We start from the raw sequence: 20,893 nt of genomic DNA, 5'->3' as shown, positions 1-20,893 counted from the left end.
CTTTAAAAGATTTTGCTAATAACGCTAAAGGCCAGGCTGATTTCTTCTTTAAAACGCCCCATGATAGCCGAAGCGATTAAAATAATGCCCACAAACCCGATCGCAATTTTAACCGGAAACCCGATAGCGAGCAGGTTGAATTGAGGGTGGGTTTTCATGATCATGCCAAAAATAATATCGCTCAATAACACCAAGCATAAAATAGGGAACGCCATAGAAAACCCTATGACAAACAAGTGCGAAAAGGCTTTAACGATGTTTTTAGCTAACGCTGGCTCAAAGACAAATTGCCCTAAAGGGACGGCTCTTAAGCTGTGATCCACAAACAAAATGATTTGATGGTGGAACGATAAATCCAATAAAATTAAAATCGCTAACAATAAAAGGGCTTGCCCCACAATGGGTTTTTGCGATCCTGAAATGGGATCATACGCGCTCGCCATCGTAAGCCCCATAGAAAAGCTGATGCTATCGGTTGCAAACACTAAGCTTGCAAAGACGATTTGTAAAAAAATAGACGCGCACACCCCTAAAAACAGCTCGCATAAACAAGCGATGATAAAACCCTCTGGCGTGTAAGCAACATTTGAAAACTCTAAAGTGGGGTAAAAAATCGCGCTCACATACAAGCTCAAAGCCCCACGCACCGATAATGGCACTAAATGGTTTTCAAAAAAAGGGAAAAAAGATAACACGCCGCTAACCCTTAAAAACAACAAGAAAAAATCCCTAACATGGGGGGTGCTAAGCTCTTGGAGAAAATCTAGCATTCTTTTTCTTTAAGGATAAAAAAGTAGTGCGCTAGCATAAGGGTTTGTAATAAAGTAGCAAAAAAATTAAAAAAAGGGATTAAGGAAAAAAGATAGCAAAAAAACGAGAAACGATAATGCTTTAACCGGTGTTGTTTGAGTAGGTTTTGATAGCTTTGATGATTAAAAATCATGCTGGCTATATCCCAACTCATGGTGTTTTTGAAAAAAAGAAAATGCGCGATTATAGAAAAAAAGACCCCAAAGACCCCTATAAAGGGAATGAAATAAAAGGGCGTTAAAACCGCTAAGAATAAAAGCATAAAAGCGAGCGATTTTAAAAAATATTTAATAGAAAAAAAGATAGAGCCAAATTCTTCTAAAACGACATGGGGATAATATTTTTGGTGCAAATAAGAGACCACTAAAGGGGTGTAAAAAATAGACGCAAAAATATTGATGACTAAACTCAAAAGAATCGCAATCCAAAAAATAAGAAAATACACTAACGCTTTAAAAACCCAAACAAACACACCAGCAAAAAAGCCTTGAGAATGAGAGTAATCGCTTAAAGATTGCGGTAATAAAGTTTGGCAATAACCCACAATACTCCCGCCATTGTAGTAAAAAACAGCTCCAAAAAACGCCAAACTCAAAAGAATAGGGCCAAGATTGATTAAAAGCATTCTAACGCTTAAAAAATCATTAAAGCTTTTTTTAAGGATAGATAAAGACAAAACCATAACCTGAAATCCTTCTTAACTCACTTTGTTGGGGTAATTTAAGCGCAAAGTCCCTTAATCTTACATAGTAAGCTTATCAATATGAGATTGACTACAAGAATACAGAAGTTATTTAAGATGGAATAACATGCAATGCTAAAAAACCAAATATATCAATTAATAACATTGGTAACCAAGGAAGGAAAATACATACAACAATAATTACGAATATAATATTCATCATTGCATCGAGGATTTTTGAACCCTTTTTATCTTTCTTTTCCTTTCCAAAAAGAATAAAACTAACACCAAAAAAGATAATCAATATTATTACAACATCTGAGGCGAACATTTTTACCCACTTTGAATGGAATGAATAACTTTAAGCATTTCTTACCCCTCAATGTGAGTTTTCTATAATTATGATAGCTGATTTTGTTTTAAATTTGCTATAATGTAAATTTAATGATGAAAATTAGTTTAGAGTGGAGAACACACAATGAAAAAAAATATCTTAAATTTAGCGTTAGTGGGCGCGTTGAGTGCGTCGTTTTTGATGGCTAAGCCGGCTCATAACGCAAATAACGCTACGCATAACACGAAAAAAACGACTGATTCTTCAGCAGGTGTGTTAGCGACAGTGGATGGCAGACCTATCACTAAAAGCGATTTTGACATGATCAAACAGCGCAACCCTAATTTTGATTTTGACAAGCTTAAAGAGAAAGAAAAAGAAGCCTTGATTGATCAAGCTATTCGCACCGCGCTTGTAGAAAATGAAGCTAAAACCGAGAAATTGGACAGCACTCCAGAATTTAAAGCGATGATGGAAGCGGTTAAAAAACAGGCTTTAGTGGAATTTTGGGCTAAAAAACAGGCTGAAGAAGTGAAAAAAATCCAAATCCCAGAAAAAGAAATGCAAGATTTTTACAACGCTAACAAAGATCAGCTTTTTGTCAAGCAAGAAGCCCATGCTAGGCATATTTTAGTGAAAACCGAAGATGAGGCTAAACGGATTATTTCTGAGATTGACAAACAGCCAAAGGCTAAAAAAGAAGCCAAATTCATTGAGTTAGCCAATCGGGATACGATTGATCCTAATAGTAAGAATGCGCAAAATGGCGGTGATTTGGGGAAATTCCAAAAGAACCAAATGGCTCCGGATTTTTCTAAAGCCGCTTTCGCTTTAACTCCTGGGGATTACACTAAAACCCCTGTTAAAACGGAGTTTGGTTATCATATTATCTATTTGATTTCTAAAGATAGCCCTGTAACTTACACTTATGAGCAAGCTAAACCCACCATTAAGGGGATGTTACAAGAAAAGCTTTTCCAAGAACGCATGAATCAACGGATTGAAGAACTAAGAAAGCACGCTAAAATTGTTATCAACAAGTAGATGAGGTGTTATCATGTTAGTTAAAGGCAATGAAATCTTATTGAAAGCCCATAAAGAAGGTTATGGGGTGGGGGCGTTTAATTTCGTGAATTTTGAAATGCTAAACGCTATTTTTGAAGCAGGAAATGAGGAAAATTCTCCGCTTTTCATTCAAGCGAGTGAAGGAGCGATCAAATACATGGGGATTGATATGGCGGTGGGCATGGTGAAAACCATGTGCGAACGCTATCCGCACATTCCTGTAGCCTTACACCTAGATCATGGCACGACTTTTGAAAGCTGCGAAAAAGCCGTGAAAGCGGGTTTCACTTCTGTGATGATTGATGCGTCTCATCATGCTTTTGAAGAAAATTTGGAATTGACTTCTAAAGTGGTCAAAATGGCGCATAACGCTGGAGTGAGCGTGGAAGCGGAGTTGGGGCGTTTGATGGGGATTGAAGACAATATTTCAGTGGATGAAAAAGATGCGGTGTTAGTGAATCCTAAAGAAGCGGAGCAGTTTGTCAAAGAATCTCAAGTGGATTACTTGGCCCCAGCCATTGGAACAAGCCATGGAGCGTTTAAGTTTAAGGGCGAGCCCAAATTGGATTTTGAACGCTTGCAAGAAGTCAAAAGGCTCACTAATATCCCTTTAGTTTTGCATGGAGCGAGCGCGATACCAGATGATGTGAGGAAATCTTATTTGGACGCTGGAGGCGATTTGAAAGGCTCTAAGGGCGTGCCTTTTGAATTTTTACAAGAATCCGTAAAAGGGGGGATCAATAAGGTCAATACCGACACGGACTTAAGGATCGCTTTCATCGCAGAAGTGCGCAAGGTGGCTAATGAAGATAAGAGCCAATTTGATTTGAGGAAGTTTTTTTCTCCGGCCCAATTAGCGCTTAAAAATGTGGTCAAAGAGCGCATGAAACTTTTGGGTAGCGCTAATAAAATTTAATCAACAAGGAAAGAGTGTAACATGGCAATTGGGATGAGCGAGCTCAAAAAGGGCTTGAAAATTGAATTGGGCGGTGTGCCTTATAGGATCGTAGAATACCAGCATGTCAAGCCCGGCAAGGGTGCGGCTTTTGTGCGCGCGAAAATCAAATCGTTTTTAGATGGCAAGGTGATTGAGAAGACTTTCCATGCGGGGGATAAGTGCGAAGAGCCTAATTTGGTTGAAAAAACGATGCAATACCTTTATCACGATGGCGATACATACCAATTCATGGACATAGAGAGCTATGAGCAAATCGCTTTGAACGACTCTCAAGTGGGTGAGGCTTCTAAATGGATGCTAGACGGCATGCAAGTGCAGGTTTTATTGCATAATGACAAGGCGATTTCAGTGGATGTGCCGCAAGTTGTGGCTTTAAAGATTGTAGAAACAGCCCCTAATTTTAAGGGCGATACTTCAAGCGCGAGCAAAAAACCAGCGACTTTAGAAACCGGTGCGGTCGTGCAAGTGCCTTTCCATGTTTTAGAGGGTGAAGTGATTAAAGTCAATACGGAAACAGAAGAGTATCTTGAAAAGGTGAAGTGAGATTATTTTTTATTGATCTAGTGCTTTAGAAACAGCCTTTTTGTCATAAGGGGTATTATCAGCCCCTTTTTTGGGCTTTGTTTAATGAGCTTTATTTAGAGCGTGTGTGGAATCTGTGATTAAAAATTATTTAGAATTTCTTCTCTCTGTTCTCGTTTGGAATTGACTATTATAAAATATAAAAAATGCTTTAGTATTTTTGCAATCTAAAAAGAGATTGATTTCAATCAAGCGGATAATCTCTTAAAAAGCATTCTTACTAGAATGTTAGTTTTTTCTCTAAGTCTCATAGAAAGGGACTTGAAAACTATGGCAAAGACATTAAAACCTAATTTAGATAAAGATGAGTTAAACACACTTTATAAGGCAAATCTTGCTTATGCTAAAAACACGCATGAGCATTATTTCAAATTTAAAAAAGATTTAGACTACAAACTCTTTAATCCTAGCATTATGCATGAGCAAGGTTCTATAAGCTTTGTAGGCGGACAAGGAGCTAAAAGATTATTAGACATACTCTACAAGCTCGCATTTAATGCTAAGTCTAATAAGATTGCCCTAGATAGACATTACGCCAAAATGTTTTTGCAAGTTGTAGCAAGAACTCTAAGAAAGAATGTCAATATATTAGAAGAGCAAGGTTTTATTGAAGTCATTAAAGGAAAACAAAGATACTTGTATGCGTATCTTAAAGATTACAGAGAATTAGAGGGCTATAACTACATAGGAGCTAATCAAAAGAACAATATCCCATCGCCTTTTTTCTTACAGATTATGCGTTTCTTAGAAAAGTTTGCCAAAGAAATTGAGAGAGTAAAAATTAACAACAAAGAATGTGTTATGCATATTCCTAGCCAAGAGCTTATGCAAAGAGTTAATAATGTTGTTTTAAAATTCACGCCTATTTCTAATCCTAATACCACTTACACTTTATCCTACAAGGATTTAACAAACAAAGACATTCCTTCTAATCTTTGTTTCTATCAAACAGCCATTGTGAAGAAAAATCTCTTAAAGGCTTTAAAAGACAAAGAATGTGTAGGCGAACCTATTAACAACTCACCCAAAGCTTCAAACTACTTTCAAGAGAGTGCTTAAGAATGACGCCATATGAAATTTTAGATTTTTATTTTATTGGAAAGACACTTTGCAAATTGACTTTTCGCAAATAGATATGAAAACACAAAACAAAAGGAAAACAATGATTGAACTAATCTTACACAAGAAGTCCATACAAATTGATGAAACATTGCTGAATGTGAAAGAGCATTTAGAAAAGTTTTATTCAAACAAAGAACAAGAGACAATCGCAAAAACCTTAGAGAGCCAAACAGAGCTTACTTGCAGTTATTTATGGGATAAAGATTTTTCATTGCTAGAAAAGCATTTAGAAAATAGCTTAGGGCATTTTACTTTTGAGAGCGAGTTTGCCCTACTAAAAGATAAAGAGCCTTTGAATTTAGCTCAAATCAAACAAATCGGTGTTTTAAAGGTTATTACCTATGAAATGACACAAGCCTTAAAAAATCAAATCATTCATTTAACGCAAGTTGTCAATGAAGAAAATTTAGAGTTTGATGAAGAACTTGTTATTTATCACTTAGATTTTAAGCTCAATCAAAATACTTACAAAGTGTTAGCGAAATTTTGCGTGATTAAAAAAGAAAAGAACATTGCATGAAAAAATTAAGGCATTTTAGAAAGCTTATCGCCTTTTTAGGTTTTTCACCTCTTTTATTACAAGCGGATATGACTACCTTTTTTAATTCCATTGAACAACAGCTCACTAGCCCTACGGCTAAAGGCATTTTAATGGTTATTTTTTTAGGACTTGCTATTTTTATATGGAAAAACTTAGATAGATGGAAAGAAATTTTAATGACCGTGCTTGCTATTGCCATAGGCGCTGCAATCTTTTTTAAAGCCCCAGCCTTAGCTAATTGGTTTATGAGTATTTTTTAAAAGAAGTCCCCATGCAATTAGTTGGTATTTCAGTTTCTAATCTCAAAGAAATCAGCTCCAAAGAAAAATTTCTTTGGCTCAATGCTAAGAGTTTTTTACTCTCAGGATTTGTGCCTTTTATTATGATACCTTGGCTAGATATATTGAACTCTTTTGTGCTTTATGTGTGCTTTCTCTTAATTTTTAGCATAGCGGAGTTCTTTGATGAAGATATAAGTGACATTTTAATCGCTCATTCCAAAATTAAAACCAAAGATAATTCATTTTACGCTTAAAAGGAAAAAATATGCAAAAAGAAGTCTTAGTAGAAAAACCTAATCCATTAACCATTTCTTACAACTTAGAACAAGCTATCTCTAGCTTAAAATCAAGTGTGAATGCGTTAATGAAAAAAGAAGCTCATTTAGATGCCTATATTCTTGTTACTAATATTAGAAATATTGTAGATGAGTTGCATAAAGAAGTTGTTTTAGCTAATCAAAGCAATAAAAACACCCCTAAAAGAAAAAGAAAGTCTTCTTAATGTTAGAAAGCGCCCTTAAATATTGCAAGGAAAAAGCCATAGACCTTTTAGCAGGGTTTGTGCCAAAAACCTATTCTATGGCACAGGAGTGCAATATTTTAGGTTTGTATGATGATACTTTCATTATTACCAAACAAGAAAATCTAGTAGGCATTATATCCTTACAAGGACTAAGCTATTCTAATTTAATGCAAAAAGACTTAGAGGGCTATTTTGATACTAGACAAAATGTTCTCAACACCATTAGTAAAGACATTCAATTAAGAATTGTGGCTAAAAGGCGTAAGGAATTTATCAACCAAAGCCCAAATATTGATAACCCATACGCAAAAGCTATTATCACGCAATTTGAGAGCAAGGAAATCTACAAAACAGAGTATTTTTTAGTGTTTGAGAGCATTACTTCTAATGTCAAATCTTTCTTTGAGAAAAAGAAATTAGAAATGACTACTTCAATCAATGAAGAATTAGAAGAAAGCTCTAAAGAGAATAAACAAGAGAATGGAAATAGCTCCAATGAGACCCGTTCAAATACAAGCTCTAACAAAGACAAGAAAAACAAGTTCAAAAAAAAGATAACCTTTAGCGCCACAAGTAAAAGAGCCTTACTCATTCAAACCATAGAAAGAGTAAAAAACGCTCTTAAAGAATTTAAACCCACTTTACTAAATTCTAAAGAAGTATTAAATTTCTACGCAGAATACATCAATGGCAAATACATCGCCTTTAATCCTAAATTAAAGCGATTAAGCGATAGCTATATCGCTAGTAATATCCATTTTAAAAAAGATTATTTCATCATTGAATTTCAAAATCAAAGCACTTTTTGTGCGTGTGTGGGGATTAAGGCTTATGAGAGCGAAGAAATTTCTTCGCTCCCTATATCTACTCTTTTACACACCCAAATTGAACTAGATTTAATCTTTCATATCCGCTCTTTAGGGCAATTTGAAAGCCTGAATTTTTTAAAAACTAAGAAAAAGCTCACGCTTTCTAAAATAGTAAAAGCTGATATTGATAATTATATAGAATTAGTGCAAGCCAATCGTTTGAGCATGCAAGAGTGTGCTTTAAACTTAGTTATAAGGGCTGAAAGTAAAGCCAAATTAGACAAGTCTTTAAAAGAGATTTTATCCTTGCTTAATAATGCTGGACTAGGCAGTGTTACAGAAACTATAGGGCTAAAACCCTCTTATTTTTCATTCTTCCCAAATAACGCCAATATCAACCCTAGAATGAGACATCAAACTTCCCAAGTCATAGCATCTTTGATTTTGTTTGAGAAAAATAATACAGGTTTTAGAGCAAATTCTTGGGGGGATATGCCCTTATCTGTGTTTAAGAACCTAGACCATAGCCCTTATTTGTTTAATTTTCATAATCAAGAAGTCAAACATAAGGGCGTGTTAGCCCACAATGTCGCACGAGTAGTGGGACATACCATGATTATAGGAGCAACAGGTGCTGGTAAAACCACACTCATTAGCTATTTGATGATGAGTGCCTTAAAATATTCTAACATTGATATTTTAGCTCTTGATAGACTAAATGGTTTGTATTCCTTTACCAAGTATTTTGATGGGATTTATAATCAAGGCGAAAACTTTCATATTAACCCTTTTTCATTAGAAGATAGCGCAAGTAACAGAGCCTTTTTATTGCATTTTTATGCCCAAATGGCAAAAGTGGATAGTTATGACAAACATAATGATAAGATAGAAGATAGAACAGCCCTTTTAAACGCTATTGATACCATGTATAGAAATTATAATGATGAAGTCAAACAAGCCAAATTTAGCAACCAAGAATTACCCCTTCCTTTTGATTTAAAAGAGTTTGTCAATGCCATTGTTAAAACCAATACAGACATTTTAGATAGTAGTTTTGAATACTATTTAAAATCTTCCTTATTTTCTAGCCGAATGGATAGTCTAGATTTTAAAACTCGTATTAGCACCATAAATACCGATAGCATTTTACATAATGATGATGACGCTGGGCTTTTAGCCTACTATGTCTTTCATAAGATGATTGACAGAGCCTTAAAAATCAATCGTGGGTTTTTATGCTTTATTGATGAGTTTAAGTCTTACGCTCAAAATGAAATGATGAATAAAAAAATCAATGAAATCATTACTCAAGCTAGAAAGGCTAATGGGGTGATTGTTCTAGCCTTACAAGACATTAACCAACTAAGCGAAGTGAGAAACGCTCAAAGCTTTATAAAAAATATGGGGCAATTGATTTTGTATCCCCAAAGAAATATTGATACCAAAGATTTAAACGATAAATTTGGCATTAGACTAAGCGATACAGAAAAACATTTTTTAGAAAACACCGCCGTTAATGAATACAAAGTCTTACTCAAAAACATGAATGATGGCTCATCTAACATTATAGATGTGAGCCTAAGTTCTTTGGGTAATTACCTACAAATCTTTAGCTCTAATTCTAGCATGGTAGAACACATTGATAATCTCATTAAGCATTACCCTAAAACTTGGCGAGAAGTCTTTGTGAGTAACAAACACGAAAATTTTGATGACAAAAAACACTTAGAAAAGGTGCTTAAATGAAAAACATCATGCGTTTAGTTTTTGTGATAGTGGCTATGTTTCTATGTGCATGCTCAGAGAAATTCATAGAAATGAAAAAATCCCCTTGTGCGTTAAAGGACTTAAACAACTCTTTTTTAAGGGGGACACATGTCTAATTTGCAAGAACTTAGAGAGCATTTAAAAGAATTAGAAAATTCCTTTGAAATAGGCTCTTTTTCTAAAGAATATATTAAAGAATACGCTAAATGCTTTTTTATGGGCTTAAGCATGTTTTTAGAACAACAAAAAGAAGAGCAAGATAAAGAAAATAAAGAAAAAGATTGCCATAAAGAACAGCTTTTAAATCAAGATGACAAAGAATATAAAGAAGAGCTAATCAAAAGCATTCAAACAAACATTGCTAAAAACCAAGAGCTAGAAAAAATCTCTTTTGAAACATGGGCGAATAAAATTCAAGAAAGGGTGTTGCCTGAGTTAGAACGCATTGTTACACACAAGCTTAAAGACAATGTCATGCCACAATTAAACTCCCAGCTAGAGAGTTTTAAAAAAGATGAACTAGATTTATCTAGCGTGTTTGAAATACAAAGAAAGAATACTCAAATGGCGTATAGACTAGCCATAGGAGGTTTAATAGGCGTTATTTCTTTAAGCGTGGCTCTAGCTTTTTTAATGCCTTTAAAACAAATTGAACCTTATTTTGTAGATTTTGCTAATAGCGATAAACATTTTGCAGTGGTGCAAAAGGCGGACACTAAAGTAGATTATGGAGAGGCATTTTTACGCAATCTAGTCGGCTCTTATATTATGAGTAGAGAAACTATCAATCATATTGATGACAAAATCCGCTTGAATGAAACCATAAGAGAGCAAAGCTCTGATGAAGTGTGGAAAACTTTAGAACAATTAGTATCAGGAAAGGGCAGTATCTATTCTAATTCCGATATGGATAGAGAAATTAAAATCATCAATATTTCTATCTATAAGCAAGGCAAACAGCAAAATATAGCTGTAGCAGATATTGTGGCTAAAGTCTTTGATCAAGGCTATTTAATCTCTGAAAAACGCTACAGAGTGTCTTTAATCTATCACTTCAAACCCCTTATTCAATTTGATTATAGCTCTATGCCTAAAAACCCTACAGGCTTTATAGTAGATAAGTATTCATTAAGTGAAATCGCAAGCATTAAAGCCCTAGATAAGACTTATAAAAAAGTAGAAAGACCGCATTCTAAAATTGAATACAAAAACAATCAAAATAAAGAAAATACGCAAAGCCCTATGCCAAATAGCATGAATAATAAGGGACAAAAATGATTAGAGCGTTTATATTTTTCTTAACTCCCTTATTAGCAGAAAATAGCATTCAAAATTATAATGAGCCTATGGATTATTCACAAAATCCTACAATACAACCCTTTAATAACGCACCTACAAATAACTATAACCAGCCACAAGAAACACAACCTAGCACTAACTACAACACACAGCCTAATTCTATGCAAACACCTATGCCAAATCAAAACCCTTATTCACAACCCACTACACCTATACAAAATAACCAACCAAATAACACACAAACTCAAACAATGCTAAATAACGCCAAGCAATTCACTAATAACGCTCTTAATAACACCAAACAAACTATCACTAACGCCACTAATTATGTTAATAATAAACTCACCCCAAAACCTAATGATGTGCCTATTAGTGCGTTTAGTGCTAATAGCCCTTATGCAAATAAAGAAAACTCCAAACAAACTCAAAAGAGCGATGAAGTTTTAAGCGATGATAATAGCGATGGAGATAATTCTTTAAAACCTATGACAAACTTCAATGCCATCCAAGCCAATTTTTTTGCTAAAAACCGCTCCATAAAAGATAACGCTCATTTTATCCATTACACCATAGGCGATACTTTTAATATTCGCCTAAGATACGCTATGACAACCACTTTTATTTTTGATGAACCCATTGCTCAAGTAGTTTTAGGCGATGATATAGGTTTTTCTACTAAAATGCTAGGCGAAGATAAAGAGCATTTGATTTCTAATATCTTACTCGTTAAGCCCTTGCAAATTGGCGTAGATAGCAATTTAACTATCATTGGAAAAAGCGGTAAGGTCTATAGCTTTTATATGTTTTCAACCACATATACTAGCTCTAAAAACCCAGCCTTAATGGTGTATATTTCTTCTAAAGAGTATTTTAAAAATTTCACTACCACTAAGAAAGAAATCAACAAAGAAAATAAACCCACTCATAGCACCCAAAACAAAGACATTAAAACAAGCCATAATGTCCCTAAAAAGATAACTAAAAAATCACCAAATATTAAAGAGCAAAACCCACTTACAAAATCTAAAAACCCTACTACCACTAAAATAGCGTTAGCAAATGCTCCCATTTCTTTAAATCGTTTCAAATCCCCTAGCTATCCACCTAGTAACGCTTTAGCTAATTCTAGAAAGGCTTCAGAAAATTTTAAAGTGATTAGCAATCAAACTAAAACTTTCAAAGAGCATAGACACAGCCAAGATGAAATGAAATATGTGGATTACTCCGCCAAAATCAAAGATGATGGAAAGTTCATTAAAATTGGGGACAATGTCAATCACATCTATATCAACAAGAAAAAAATGGAATATGGCTATGTCATTATAGACAAGAAAAAACGCAAATGGTATTGCTTATGGATGTGTAAAAAGGTTGTCAAATCCAAATACAAAGATGATTTACCCACTCAAATCTTTAATGATGAGCAATTTACCTATTTTAAATTTAACCGCTCTAATGCTAGAAGTAAATTCCCTGTAGTTTATAAAGTTATAGATGGCTATGATAATCCTGTTAATAGCAGAGTAGTAGGCGATTATCTAATCGCTGAAGATGTCTCAAATCAATGGAATTTAAAGCTTGGTAAAGCCTATCTTTGTATAGAAAAGATAGCAAAGAGGGCAAGATGAAACAATCCTTACTTAAAAAAATCGGCTTAGTTATAGGGGGCTTTGGTGCTTTAATGGCATTAGGATTGCTTGCTAATAAAGGTTCAAACAATAACAATAAAGAAGAAATTTACAGCATAGAAGAAAGTAAATTTCCCTTAAGCGATTATTTCTTTGAAGAAGTCAAAGAAGAACCAAAAAAAGAAGAAAACCCCAAAACAATAACTACGCCACAACCTACAGCTCCAACTACTGCCAATGTTTCAACTAATCCTAACATTAAAGATTATAGTCATCTTAACAGCAATCTCAACAAACAAAATGACACCATCACGCATTTGCAACAAGTTTTACAAAGCCACCCTAAAATGAAACCTAAATTAAAGCATACTAAAGAGCAATTAGAGTTTTTAAACACACGCCTTAAACCTTTAGAACCAACTAAACAAGCCATTAAGCCTGAGACGGAATATGGCGTGGATAGTTTTAGCAATTTAAGATATAAAGACATCGGCACTAATGAGCATAAGCTATTAAGAACTATAACCGCTGATAGAATGATACCAGCCTTTTTAATCACGCCTATTAGTTCTCAAATCGCTGGAAAAGTAACCGCTCAAGTAGAGAGCGATATTTTTGCTTCTATGGGTAGAGCGGTGCTAATTCCTAAAGGCTCTAAAGTTATAGGCTATTACAATAACAATAATCAAATCGGGCAATACCGCTTAAACATTGCTTGGACTAGAATTATCACCCCTCAAGGCATAAATATCATGCTCACTAATGCAAGGGGGGCTGATGTGAAAGGCTATAACGGCTTAGTGGGCAAATACATTAGCCGAAACTTTCAACGCTATGGTATCCCCTTACTCACTAACACGCTCTCTAATGGTCTTTTAATAGGAATTACTTCAGCCTTAGCTAATAGGCAAAATAGAAAGGGTGATGGCAACCCTTTTTTTGGGGATTACTTGCTTATGCAACTCACTAGAAATACAGGCATGGGCATCAATCAAGTTATCAATCAAATGCTAAGGCAATATGGAGCGCAAAACCCCATTATCATCATTAGAGAGGGGAGCAGAGTGTTTATTAGCCCTAATTTAGACATCTTTATCCCTAAACCAAAAGATGGGGAGGTTTTAGCGGAGTTTTTTAAAGAGAAAAAACCACTAATCAAAAAATCAAACGAGGAAGTTAATAATGAAGAAGAAATCTAATGTTTTTAAAATTTTGATGAGTTTATGTTTAGTTACTTCAATAAGCCATGCTCTTGTGATACAGACCATGCAAGATTGGAATTTAAGAAAAAATAGCGAATTTAAAGCTTTTGTGGTTGTGGGTAATAAGGTTCAAGAAAATACACTTGCCATGGGTCATTACAAGGTCTCTAAGAATAGAGCTAATCTTTCTATTAGTGTAACTCATATTAAAAAGGGCAATGATTATAAGACCTTACAAAGCCCCCCAAACGCCATTAAAGAGATTAAAGGCAAGTTAGTGCTTAAAAAAGGCACAAGGATTGTCTTAGGCGGTGAAAATGATAGCGAGATGTCTAATGCCATAGGGGTGAGTAAAAGCACCTACACATCTAGTAAAAATGGCAAAGGTTTTAGTGGGAGTGGGGCAAGTGGCATGGGATATGCAAGTGGTTATGGAGACACAAGCAATAACGCTGGCTCTAATGGCACAAGTGCAAATGGAGTAAATGGCACTTCTGGTAATAATGGGGCTAAAGGGGAAAATGGAAGTAGTGGAGCAAATGGAGCTAATGGCACAAGTGGCTATCAGGGTGTAGGTTCTAACCCATTCCCACCCATTGCTGGAAGTGGTAGTGGTTCTAGTGGGAGTTCTAATAGTGGCTATACCCCCTTTATGAGTGGAGACGGAGGTATAGGGGGCATGGGAGGAGGCTTTATCCCTTTCCCTTATTCGCCCGGACTTCAAAATGGTAGTGGTGCTAATGGAATTGATGGCACAAATGGAGTTAATGGAGCTAATGGCACAAGTGGGGCTAATGGGAATAATAGTGCCAATGGAGGTGCTGCAAGTGCAGATAGCCATTATACCAATGAATTTTGCACCGCTCCTATTAGAAATGGCAATACGATGAATATAGACATTGTGGATAGAAATGGCTCTTGCTTTAAAATGCAAGCTTTTAGAAATGACAATGTCTGTCAATACAGCTATGACTTTGAAAACATGAAAGCCATTAAGCAAACGCAGTTTTATTTCATTAACAGAGAAAATAAAAGTGTGAATATTGGCGGTTGTGTGGATTTGTATGGAAAACAATTTGAATTTACTATGTATGAAGACGCTAATAAATGCAAACTAGATACCACCACTAATAAAGGCTATGGAAGTGGGAGTGCGAGTTTTTTTCAAACAGAAATTTTATTTCGTGGGCTTGATAACTTAATCCATGTAGCTAAACCTTGCACTGATTTTGCAAATGTGCAAGAACAATTAGTTAAATACGATAATGACCCTGCCACTAGAACGGTTCAAAGAGTGGTCAATCAATACTATATTGACCCTATCACTAAACAAAAGGTTTTTATCAGTCATAATGTGGTTAGTCCTTTGAAATTTAGTTATCAAACTTATGCATGTGGTAAATGGCAGTTTGATAATGCTAAATTAGAGGCTTATCGCCCCACTCAAATTCGTATCTTTGATACGGTAGCTAATCAATACTACAATGTAACAGGCTGTGATTACACTTCTGATATGAGTAAAGTGCCTCAAATTGTCCAACCTTATACCAAAATCAATGTTGCAAGTTCAGTTAAAGGCAAAGAAGTAGGCGATTTAGACACTACAGATGGTTCTAATGATAATTTGCCACAATACACTACCTTTGAAATTCAAGAAATGTCTTTAAATAGTAGTCAATGGACTGCCACTTCTTATTGTAAGGATTTCTGGGGTTCTTGGACTAAAACCTATGGTTACACAGGCTATTCTCAAGGCAATCTAAGAACCCTAGCTAAATGGGTTACACAATATAAAACCATCAATCAAGGCACAACCATTGAATATATCCGCCCCAGAAATGAGGGCGATAGTGATGCAGTGTATGATACCTATAAATACTATTATGTCTCACAAGCTCAAAAAACGCTCCAACGCATTCCTTTGACTATCTATATTAATAGTCTTAATTTGAGCGATGAATATCGTAAAAATTTTGAACTCACCACTTTAAGCCAAAAGCTTAATCTCAATAATGGTGTTAAGCAACTTATTAACACGCAAGATTTTACCAATTGGCAAGCCACTTATTACCGCCCTAATGGGAATGGTAATTTGTGTATGTCTTATAGTTTTAGCTCTGGTAGTCCTTGGAAATCTAGCGATAAAGGCAAGTATTGCTCATGGGCGCAAACACCTAATGCTAATTATTCTTGTGCCTCACACAATAATTGGATTGTCCCTAACCAATAAGAAAGGAAAGTAATGGATTTACATTTAAAAAAAGCTTTGTTTTTAGCTAGTATTAGTTGCTTGAATGCGAATGAAAGCTTTGTGGATAATAGCGATTTTTTAGCCATTATGCCTAGTGATAAAGAAGAAGAAAATACTCCACAAGTTAAATTAGAACACAAGCTAGAACAAAAAGTTGCTCCACAAAATACCCTTAAAGAGCAAGAAGTAACTCCCTTAAAGAGCGCTGAGTTGTTACAAAGTCAAGTTAAAAGAGAATTTAAAGAAAAAAAGAAAGCTCAAAAACATTTCAAAGCTATGCAAACCAAAAACGGCTTTTTCTTGGGCTCAGAAATTGCTATTACAGGAACAAAATTAACTCAAAGTCTAAGCCTTATCTCTAATGCTACAGATGATTTAATCACTTATAGCCACACTTCTAGTAACGCTAATTTTAATATGGGCGGATTAATGGGTTACCAGCATTACTTTGGAGCTACAAAAAAACATGGGATTAAATTTTCAATGCATTTGTATGGAGGCACACCTAGTTCTATAACCACAAATATAGACATTTACAAATCTAAGGTTAGTTCTAATTACACGCCCTTAAACTTTGGACTAGATATAAAGTATTTGTTTGACTTTTTAAATGTCATTAAAAAGAACCGCCACACACTAGGATTAAGCGTAGGCTTTGGCTGGCACATGCAATATTATTTTGCAAAAATAGACCCCATAAAAACTATGATTGGTGCGTTTATCACTAATAAGCCTAAGGATATTTTTAATCATGGTTTTTATCCTACCATTGGACTTCATTATTATTTAAACCATCATCAATTTGAAGTGAATTATCGCTTTGGAGGGGCAATCAATTATCAATCCCTAACACCTAGCAAGATTGTCGCTCAAAACGGGAATTTTAAAGGCGAAGTTTTATTTTCTAATTTTCTTACCAAAGCGACTAATTCTAGCTACATAGCGTTCAACTACGCTTATTTATTTTAATTTTTAAGGAGCCAATAATGTTAGATGAAATCACACAAGAAAATGGGTTAGAACCTATCTCAAATAATGAAAACAAAAAACTAAAGGAAGCAGAAATGCCATTGAGTAATATTCAAAAAGCTAAGGAATTAAAAAACAACGCCAATTTAATTGTTCGACGCACTGATGAATTAAACAAGGCTATCAATAAGCGTGAAAGCTTACAAAGAGAGTTTGACAGACGCATTAAGAACTTGGACAACAAGATTGAAACGCTTAGTAAAAAGATTGAAGAGTTAAAAAGAAAGTAATTTTATGGACTTAGACAAACTCAAAAATTATAGGGCTTTAAGAAACGCTATTTTAAGGCTCTTGCCTTATTTAGATAGCGGTATTACAGAGCTGATTATGAATAAAGAAAAAGAAATTTGGCTCTATAAGCTTGATGGAACTAGAGAAAAAGTCTTTGATGAAAATTTAGACAAAGCTTTTCTGCTTGGTTTTGGGGAACAATTAGCGAGTTTTAGAGATTTGTTTTTTAATGCTAATTACCCCACCCTTAATACTTCCATTCCTACTTCTAGATACAGAGTGAGCATGAACCACTTTGCTATTAGTGTGGATAATGAATTGAGTTTGAATATTAGAGTGCCAAGTGAGAAAAAGTTTGATTTAAAAGCTTTCAAGCTCTCTAGTGTGTGTCAATACGACTATGAGTATTTACAAAAGCTGATGATTGAGGGAAAGAACTTGCTTATTAGTGGAGGCACAGGCAGTGGTAAAACAAGCTTTTTAAACGCTTTGATTGAATTTATCCCTAAACACACACGAATAGTGAGTGTAGAAGATAGCGAAGAATTAGATTTAAGAGCGTTTGAAAATCATAAATCCTTTGTTAGTAGATAAGACCGAAAGCTCTAAATTTACCTATGAAAACGCCTTGAATATGGCAATGAGAATGAGTCCTGATAGGCTTATGGTAGGTGAGATTGACACACGAAATGCTATGCTTTTTTTAAGATTTGGCAATACAGGGCATAAAGGCATGGTTTCTACTTTACATGCAGATAGCGTGCATGGGGTCATAGAGGCGATTGCTTTAAATCTACAGATGAATAAAAGTGGTTTAGATGTAAAAGTAGCTAGAAAATTCTTTGAAAGTAGTGTGGATATAGTCGTTCAAATTGTGCTTGATAAAGCCACTAACACCAGATACATTCAAGAAATCTTACCCACCAAAGAATTAAGAAGTAGCCTATGAAAAAGTATCAAAACAAACGCAAGCTAGGCAAACACATCAATTGCTTTATCTCTCAAAATGCTAAAGAAGTTTTAGAGCGCTATTTAAAATCTCAAAAACTAAACATTACAGAGTGTATAGAAAATCTTATTTTAGAATTAGACCCTAGCAAAGAAACGCTAAAAACAAAAGAATTTTATGAAAGCTTGTTTAAAGTCATTAGTATCAATCAGCATGTCTATAGAGAACTTATGGCTAATAGTAATAATCTCAATCAATTAACCAAAAACACTAACATTGCCATTAAGTATAACAAACCCTTTTATTTGCAGAATTTAGCATTCTTAGAAGAGATTTTTAAGGTTATGGATACACTTAATAAAAATGTAGAAGAGTGTAAAAAAATCTCTTTGGAATTATTACTTCAAATTTACAAAGAACAAAAAAACCAAACAGAGTTTAACGCCATCTCAAAAGTCCTTAATGCTCTTAATGAAAAACAATCTATTACTGAGTCAAAAAAGGATAACGCATGAAAATGCAATTTGTGAAAGCCTTTTGTGTGCTTTTTAGTATTTTACTTATCCCCTTATTTTTTATCTTGGCAAATTATTACACTTTTGATGCCTTAAAGTCGTTGAGACAGGCTTATTTCTTTTCTCAAAGTGTGTTTGTAGGGCTTTATAAGGGAGCGAGTATCTTAGATTTAAAATTTGAAGTCTATATCACTATGCTTATTTCTTTAATGCCTTTAATGGCTACAATTTACATTAGTTTTCCAAAGACTAAAGAAACTTCACATGGCTATGCGAGATGGGCTAATAGCAAAGATATAGAATGTTTTAAAATTTTTAGTAAAGAGGGCTTTTGTAAGGTAGTCCATAGATTAGGGGTGCAATTTGATAATGGCTTTATTCTAGGTAAATTTGGTTTTCCAAAACTTAGAGATGTGTGTTATGACAAGCCTTTAGGAGCAATGATTGTTGCACCACCCGGAGCTGGTAAAACCGCATGCGTGGCTTTACCAAATCTATTGACTTTGCCTAATAGCTGTATTATCACCGATATTAAAGGCGAATTAAGAGATAAGACCGCAGGGTATAGGCAAAAATTCTTAAACAATAGGATTTTAATCTTTAATCCTTATGGTGATGATAACACTTGCTATTTTAATCCTTTTGATAAAAGGATTGTAAAACCCATGAACTTTGACCAACGCCTAAGGCTTGTTCAAGAAAATGCTAATAATGTCTTTATTAGCGAAGAAAAAGGCGAAGACCATTGGGTATCTAAAGCTAAAGATTTGTTTAGTTTTTACGCCTTGTATGATGTTTGTTCCAAAGATGAAACAAACTTTTTTGATGTCGCTATGGGTCCAAATAGAGATTATGTTAATTTGATTGACAAAAGAAGCCGTTATTACAAACAACTCTATCAACACGATAAAAAAACAGGCGAAATTATCCTAGACCCACAAACTAATGAGCCTATTTTAATCCCTAATGTGAATGCGAGAAAATTGTGGTATTTGCAAGTTTCAGAGCAAAAATACGCCGACCCCAAAGACCCTAGAAATTTTGACCCAAATGAACCTGAACCAACTCCTAGAAGTGAAGAGACATTAGATGAAATTGTAAGAAATGATGCAAGAGCTTGGGCTAATAGTGCTGAAGAAGAATTTGCAAGTATCATTTCTACCTTTAATCGCTTTGTGTCTGTTTTTAAGAGCAATCAAGTAAGAGTAGCTACTTCTAAAATGAGCTTTGATTATGAAGAATTAAGAACGGACAATATTAGTCTTTATATTGTTATTGCTCAAAAAGATATTAACACGCTTGCTCCCTTAGTTAGAGTGATTTTAGAAAGCATTGCTAAAAACTTATTAACTAATGAAAGCTCTAAAAAAGAAGAACGCATTTATATGATTTTAGATGAATTTGTTAGATTTGGTAAGTTGCCTTTCTTATTAGAAATGCCAGCATTGTGTCGTTCTTATAATGTTGTTCCCTTATTCATCACACAAGATTATGCGATGATTAGAAAATATTATAGCGATGATGATTTGAAAATCTTAAAAGGCGTGGTGCATTATAACATTGTCTTTAAGATGAATAGCGCTGAAGATGCTGAGATTGTCTCTAAGGAAGTGGGCGAATTTACTAGACAATCTAAAAACTATTCTACTGAAAAAAATCAATTAGTTTTTGGAGGTAGTTCTTCTTATAGCCATGAGGGTAGAAACTTACTCACAGCCCAAGACATTATGAATATAGAATCAGATGAAGTTATTGTAATTGTTACAGGGGCTAAAGCGACCCCTTTAAAACTTAAGGCTAATTATTGGTTCAAAGATAAAGAGCTTTTAAAAAGAGCTAATTTGCCTATTGATTTAGAAGTAGAAAGAAAAAGAGTTGAAGAACCTACGCAACCCACTACAGAAATTACAACGCCCCCTAATCAAAACAAAGCTGACTTAGAACCAAGTAATAAGGGGGAATATACAGAAAATGAAAGTAGTGAAAGTAACAATGAGAATAATCCCACTACACCACAAAAAGAGAGTGAAAATTCAAACCCAATAGAAAGCGAGAAAGACCATGAAAACCCCACTACTTCACAAGAAAAAAGCAAGAATGAAAACACGGAGCAAGAAAATGATGAGACTGATGAGATTTTAAAAAAGCCACTCAATGAAATGAACACAGAAGAAAAAAGAGCCTTGTTTAAGAAAATGCAACAAGGCGATGAAGAAAGCGAACAAGAAGCTCTACAAGACACCCAAAGTTAAATTTTAAAAGGAGCAAAAAATGGCTTACAAACCTAACAAAAAGAAGTTAAAAGAATTAAGAGA

21 protein-coding genes and 1 pseudogene are annotated in these 20,893 nt (G+C 34.7%); 19 read left to right on the top strand and 3 right to left on the bottom strand.

What is annotated here, in order from left to right; genetic code table 11:
• Positions 1-2 precede the first annotated feature (2 nt).
• From fliR to QU01_RS04620, 3 genes are all read right to left on the bottom strand, one after another.
• Positions 3-770, bottom strand: a complete 768-nt coding sequence (gene fliR, locus QU01_RS04630) for a flagellar biosynthetic protein FliR (protein WP_033762546.1) — start codon at positions 768-770, stop codon at positions 3-5.
• Complete coding sequence (locus tag QU01_RS04625) at positions 764-1,492, bottom strand: EI24 domain-containing protein (protein WP_033762544.1); 729 nt, start codon at positions 1,490-1,492, stop codon at positions 764-766. Before QU01_RS04625 ends, fliR begins: the two co-directional genes overlap by 7 nt.
• A 112-nt stretch (positions 1,493-1,604) precedes the next feature.
• Positions 1,605-1,823: a hypothetical protein gene (locus QU01_RS04620; RefSeq protein ID WP_033762543.1), complete on the bottom strand. Its 219-nt coding sequence runs from the start codon at positions 1,821-1,823 to the stop codon at positions 1,605-1,607.
• A gap of 147 nt (positions 1,824-1,970) precedes the next feature.
• Here QU01_RS04620 and cbf2 point away from each other — a divergent pair, with 147 nt between their 5' ends.
• From cbf2 to QU01_RS04525, 19 genes and pseudogenes are all read left to right on the top strand, one after another.
• The gene (gene cbf2 / locus QU01_RS04615) at positions 1,971-2,870 is read left to right on the top strand and encodes a peptidylprolyl isomerase CBF2 (RefSeq protein ID WP_033590134.1); all 900 of its coding nucleotides are present in this window, start codon (positions 1,971-1,973) and stop codon (positions 2,868-2,870) included.
• Positions 2,871-2,883: 13 nt separating this feature from the next.
• Positions 2,884-3,807, top strand: coding sequence for a class II fructose-bisphosphate aldolase (locus QU01_RS04610; protein WP_000960467.1), 924 nt, complete (start codon positions 2,884-2,886; stop codon positions 3,805-3,807).
• Between the two features lie 21 nt (positions 3,808-3,828).
• The gene (efp, locus tag QU01_RS04605; RefSeq protein ID WP_000974267.1) at positions 3,829-4,392 is read left to right on the top strand and encodes an elongation factor P; all 564 of its coding nucleotides are present in this window, start codon (positions 3,829-3,831) and stop codon (positions 4,390-4,392) included.
• 309 nt (positions 4,393-4,701) lie between these two features.
• Positions 4,702-5,490 carry a hypothetical protein gene (locus tag QU01_RS04600; RefSeq protein ID WP_050579758.1) on the top strand — a complete coding sequence of 263 codons (789 nt, stop codon included), beginning with the start codon at positions 4,702-4,704 and terminating at the stop codon, positions 5,488-5,490.
• A 103-nt stretch (positions 5,491-5,593) separates the two neighbouring features.
• Positions 5,594-6,073, top strand: a complete 480-nt coding sequence (locus QU01_RS04595; protein ID WP_033762538.1) for a hypothetical protein — start codon at positions 5,594-5,596, stop codon at positions 6,071-6,073.
• Positions 6,070-6,354 (top strand): TrbC/VirB2 family protein, encoded by a 285-nt coding sequence (locus tag QU01_RS04590; protein ID WP_000736106.1) that lies wholly within the window; start codon positions 6,070-6,072, stop codon positions 6,352-6,354. The genes QU01_RS04595 and QU01_RS04590 overlap by 4 nt, the downstream gene beginning before the upstream one ends.
• 11 nt (positions 6,355-6,365) lie before the next feature.
• A complete protein-coding gene (locus QU01_RS04585; protein ID WP_033762615.1) occupies positions 6,366-6,629 on the top strand; it encodes a hypothetical protein in 264 nt (87 codons plus the stop codon).
• An 11-nt stretch (positions 6,630-6,640) separates the two neighbouring features.
• Positions 6,641-6,877 carry a hypothetical protein gene (locus QU01_RS04580; RefSeq protein WP_001168532.1) on the top strand — a complete coding sequence of 79 codons (237 nt, stop codon included), beginning with the start codon at positions 6,641-6,643 and terminating at the stop codon, positions 6,875-6,877.
• The gene (locus tag QU01_RS04575) at positions 6,877-9,453 is read left to right on the top strand and encodes a VirB4 family type IV secretion/conjugal transfer ATPase (RefSeq protein WP_033762536.1); all 2,577 of its coding nucleotides are present in this window, start codon (positions 6,877-6,879) and stop codon (positions 9,451-9,453) included. The genes QU01_RS04580 and QU01_RS04575 overlap by 1 nt, the downstream gene beginning before the upstream one ends.
• Positions 9,450-9,590 carry a hypothetical protein gene (locus QU01_RS08375; RefSeq protein WP_000789926.1) on the top strand — a complete coding sequence of 47 codons (141 nt, stop codon included), beginning with the start codon at positions 9,450-9,452 and terminating at the stop codon, positions 9,588-9,590. Before QU01_RS04575 ends, QU01_RS08375 begins: the two co-directional genes overlap by 4 nt.
• On the top strand, positions 9,583-10,752 hold the full coding sequence (locus QU01_RS04565) for a VirB8/TrbF family protein (protein WP_033762535.1): 1,170 nt from the start codon (positions 9,583-9,585) through the stop codon (positions 10,750-10,752). The genes QU01_RS08375 and QU01_RS04565 overlap by 8 nt, the downstream gene beginning before the upstream one ends.
• Positions 10,749-12,401 (top strand): TrbG/VirB9 family P-type conjugative transfer protein, encoded by a 1,653-nt coding sequence (locus tag QU01_RS04560; protein ID WP_033762533.1) that lies wholly within the window; start codon positions 10,749-10,751, stop codon positions 12,399-12,401. Before QU01_RS04565 ends, QU01_RS04560 begins: the two co-directional genes overlap by 4 nt.
• Positions 12,398-13,600 carry a DNA type IV secretion system protein ComB10 gene (locus tag QU01_RS04555; RefSeq protein ID WP_033762530.1) on the top strand — a complete coding sequence of 401 codons (1,203 nt, stop codon included), beginning with the start codon at positions 12,398-12,400 and terminating at the stop codon, positions 13,598-13,600. The genes QU01_RS04560 and QU01_RS04555 overlap by 4 nt, the downstream gene beginning before the upstream one ends.
• Positions 13,584-15,833, top strand: coding sequence for an RGS domain-containing GTPase-activating protein (locus tag QU01_RS04550; protein ID WP_033762528.1), 2,250 nt, complete (start codon positions 13,584-13,586; stop codon positions 15,831-15,833). Before QU01_RS04555 ends, QU01_RS04550 begins: the two co-directional genes overlap by 17 nt.
• Positions 15,834-15,845: 12 nt before the next feature.
• A complete protein-coding gene (locus QU01_RS04545; protein ID WP_033762525.1) occupies positions 15,846-16,823 on the top strand; it encodes a hypothetical protein in 978 nt (325 codons plus the stop codon).
• A 17-nt stretch (positions 16,824-16,840) separates the two neighbouring features.
• Entirely contained in the window at positions 16,841-17,113 is a 273-nt protein-coding gene (locus tag QU01_RS04540; RefSeq protein WP_195742655.1) for a hypothetical protein, read from the top strand.
• 4 nt (positions 17,114-17,117) lie between these two features.
• Positions 17,118-18,063: pseudogene (locus tag QU01_RS04535) on the top strand (ATPase, T2SS/T4P/T4SS family).
• Positions 18,060-18,578 (top strand): hypothetical protein, encoded by a 519-nt coding sequence (locus QU01_RS04530; protein WP_033762519.1) that lies wholly within the window; start codon positions 18,060-18,062, stop codon positions 18,576-18,578. The pseudogene QU01_RS04535 and the gene QU01_RS04530 overlap by 4 nt, the downstream one beginning before the upstream one ends.
• The gene (locus tag QU01_RS04525; protein ID WP_033762516.1) at positions 18,575-20,830 is read left to right on the top strand and encodes a type IV secretory system conjugative DNA transfer family protein; all 2,256 of its coding nucleotides are present in this window, start codon (positions 18,575-18,577) and stop codon (positions 20,828-20,830) included. The genes QU01_RS04530 and QU01_RS04525 overlap by 4 nt, the downstream gene beginning before the upstream one ends.
• The last annotated feature ends 63 nt before the right edge of the window (positions 20,831-20,893 follow it).

Source organism: Helicobacter pylori SA221C (assembly GCF_000476855.1).
Classification (GTDB): Bacteria; Campylobacterota; Campylobacteria; order Campylobacterales; family Helicobacteraceae; genus Helicobacter; species Helicobacter pylori_DK.
Note: the sequence above shows the minus strand (reverse complement) of the source record. Positions and strands in the feature narration are given on the sequence as shown.

Coding starts and splice junctions, on each gene's coding strand:
- QU01_RS04590 (WP_000736106.1), top strand. CDS start 6,070: ATGAAAAAATTAAGGCATTTTAGAAAGCTTATCGCCTTTTTAGGTTTT.
- fliR (WP_033762546.1), bottom strand. CDS start 770: ATGCTAGATTTTCTCCAAGAGCTTAGCACCCCCCATGTTAGGGATTTT.
- efp (WP_000974267.1), top strand. CDS start 3,829: ATGGCAATTGGGATGAGCGAGCTCAAAAAGGGCTTGAAAATTGAATTG.
- QU01_RS04595 (WP_033762538.1), top strand. CDS start 5,594: ATGATTGAACTAATCTTACACAAGAAGTCCATACAAATTGATGAAACA.
- QU01_RS04565 (WP_033762535.1), top strand. CDS start 9,583: ATGTCTAATTTGCAAGAACTTAGAGAGCATTTAAAAGAATTAGAAAAT.
- QU01_RS08375 (WP_000789926.1), top strand. CDS start 9,450: ATGAAAAACATCATGCGTTTAGTTTTTGTGATAGTGGCTATGTTTCTA.
- QU01_RS04600 (WP_050579758.1), top strand. CDS start 4,702: ATGGCAAAGACATTAAAACCTAATTTAGATAAAGATGAGTTAAACACA.
- QU01_RS04555 (WP_033762530.1), top strand. CDS start 12,398: ATGAAACAATCCTTACTTAAAAAAATCGGCTTAGTTATAGGGGGCTTT.
- QU01_RS04550 (WP_033762528.1), top strand. CDS start 13,584: ATGAAGAAGAAATCTAATGTTTTTAAAATTTTGATGAGTTTATGTTTA.
- QU01_RS04625 (WP_033762544.1), bottom strand. CDS start 1,492: ATGGTTTTGTCTTTATCTATCCTTAAAAAAAGCTTTAATGATTTTTTA.
- QU01_RS04540 (WP_195742655.1), top strand. CDS start 16,841: ATGTTAGATGAAATCACACAAGAAAATGGGTTAGAACCTATCTCAAAT.
- QU01_RS04585 (WP_033762615.1), top strand. CDS start 6,366: ATGCAATTAGTTGGTATTTCAGTTTCTAATCTCAAAGAAATCAGCTCC.
- QU01_RS04620 (WP_033762543.1), bottom strand. CDS start 1,823: ATGTTCGCCTCAGATGTTGTAATAATATTGATTATCTTTTTTGGTGTT.
- QU01_RS04530 (WP_033762519.1), top strand. CDS start 18,060: ATGAAAAAGTATCAAAACAAACGCAAGCTAGGCAAACACATCAATTGC.
- QU01_RS04525 (WP_033762516.1), top strand. CDS start 18,575: ATGAAAATGCAATTTGTGAAAGCCTTTTGTGTGCTTTTTAGTATTTTA.
- QU01_RS04560 (WP_033762533.1), top strand. CDS start 10,749: ATGATTAGAGCGTTTATATTTTTCTTAACTCCCTTATTAGCAGAAAAT.
- QU01_RS04580 (WP_001168532.1), top strand. CDS start 6,641: ATGCAAAAAGAAGTCTTAGTAGAAAAACCTAATCCATTAACCATTTCT.
- cbf2 (WP_033590134.1), top strand. CDS start 1,971: ATGAAAAAAAATATCTTAAATTTAGCGTTAGTGGGCGCGTTGAGTGCG.
- QU01_RS04575 (WP_033762536.1), top strand. CDS start 6,877: ATGTTAGAAAGCGCCCTTAAATATTGCAAGGAAAAAGCCATAGACCTT.
- QU01_RS04610 (WP_000960467.1), top strand. CDS start 2,884: ATGTTAGTTAAAGGCAATGAAATCTTATTGAAAGCCCATAAAGAAGGT.
- QU01_RS04545 (WP_033762525.1), top strand. CDS start 15,846: ATGGATTTACATTTAAAAAAAGCTTTGTTTTTAGCTAGTATTAGTTGC.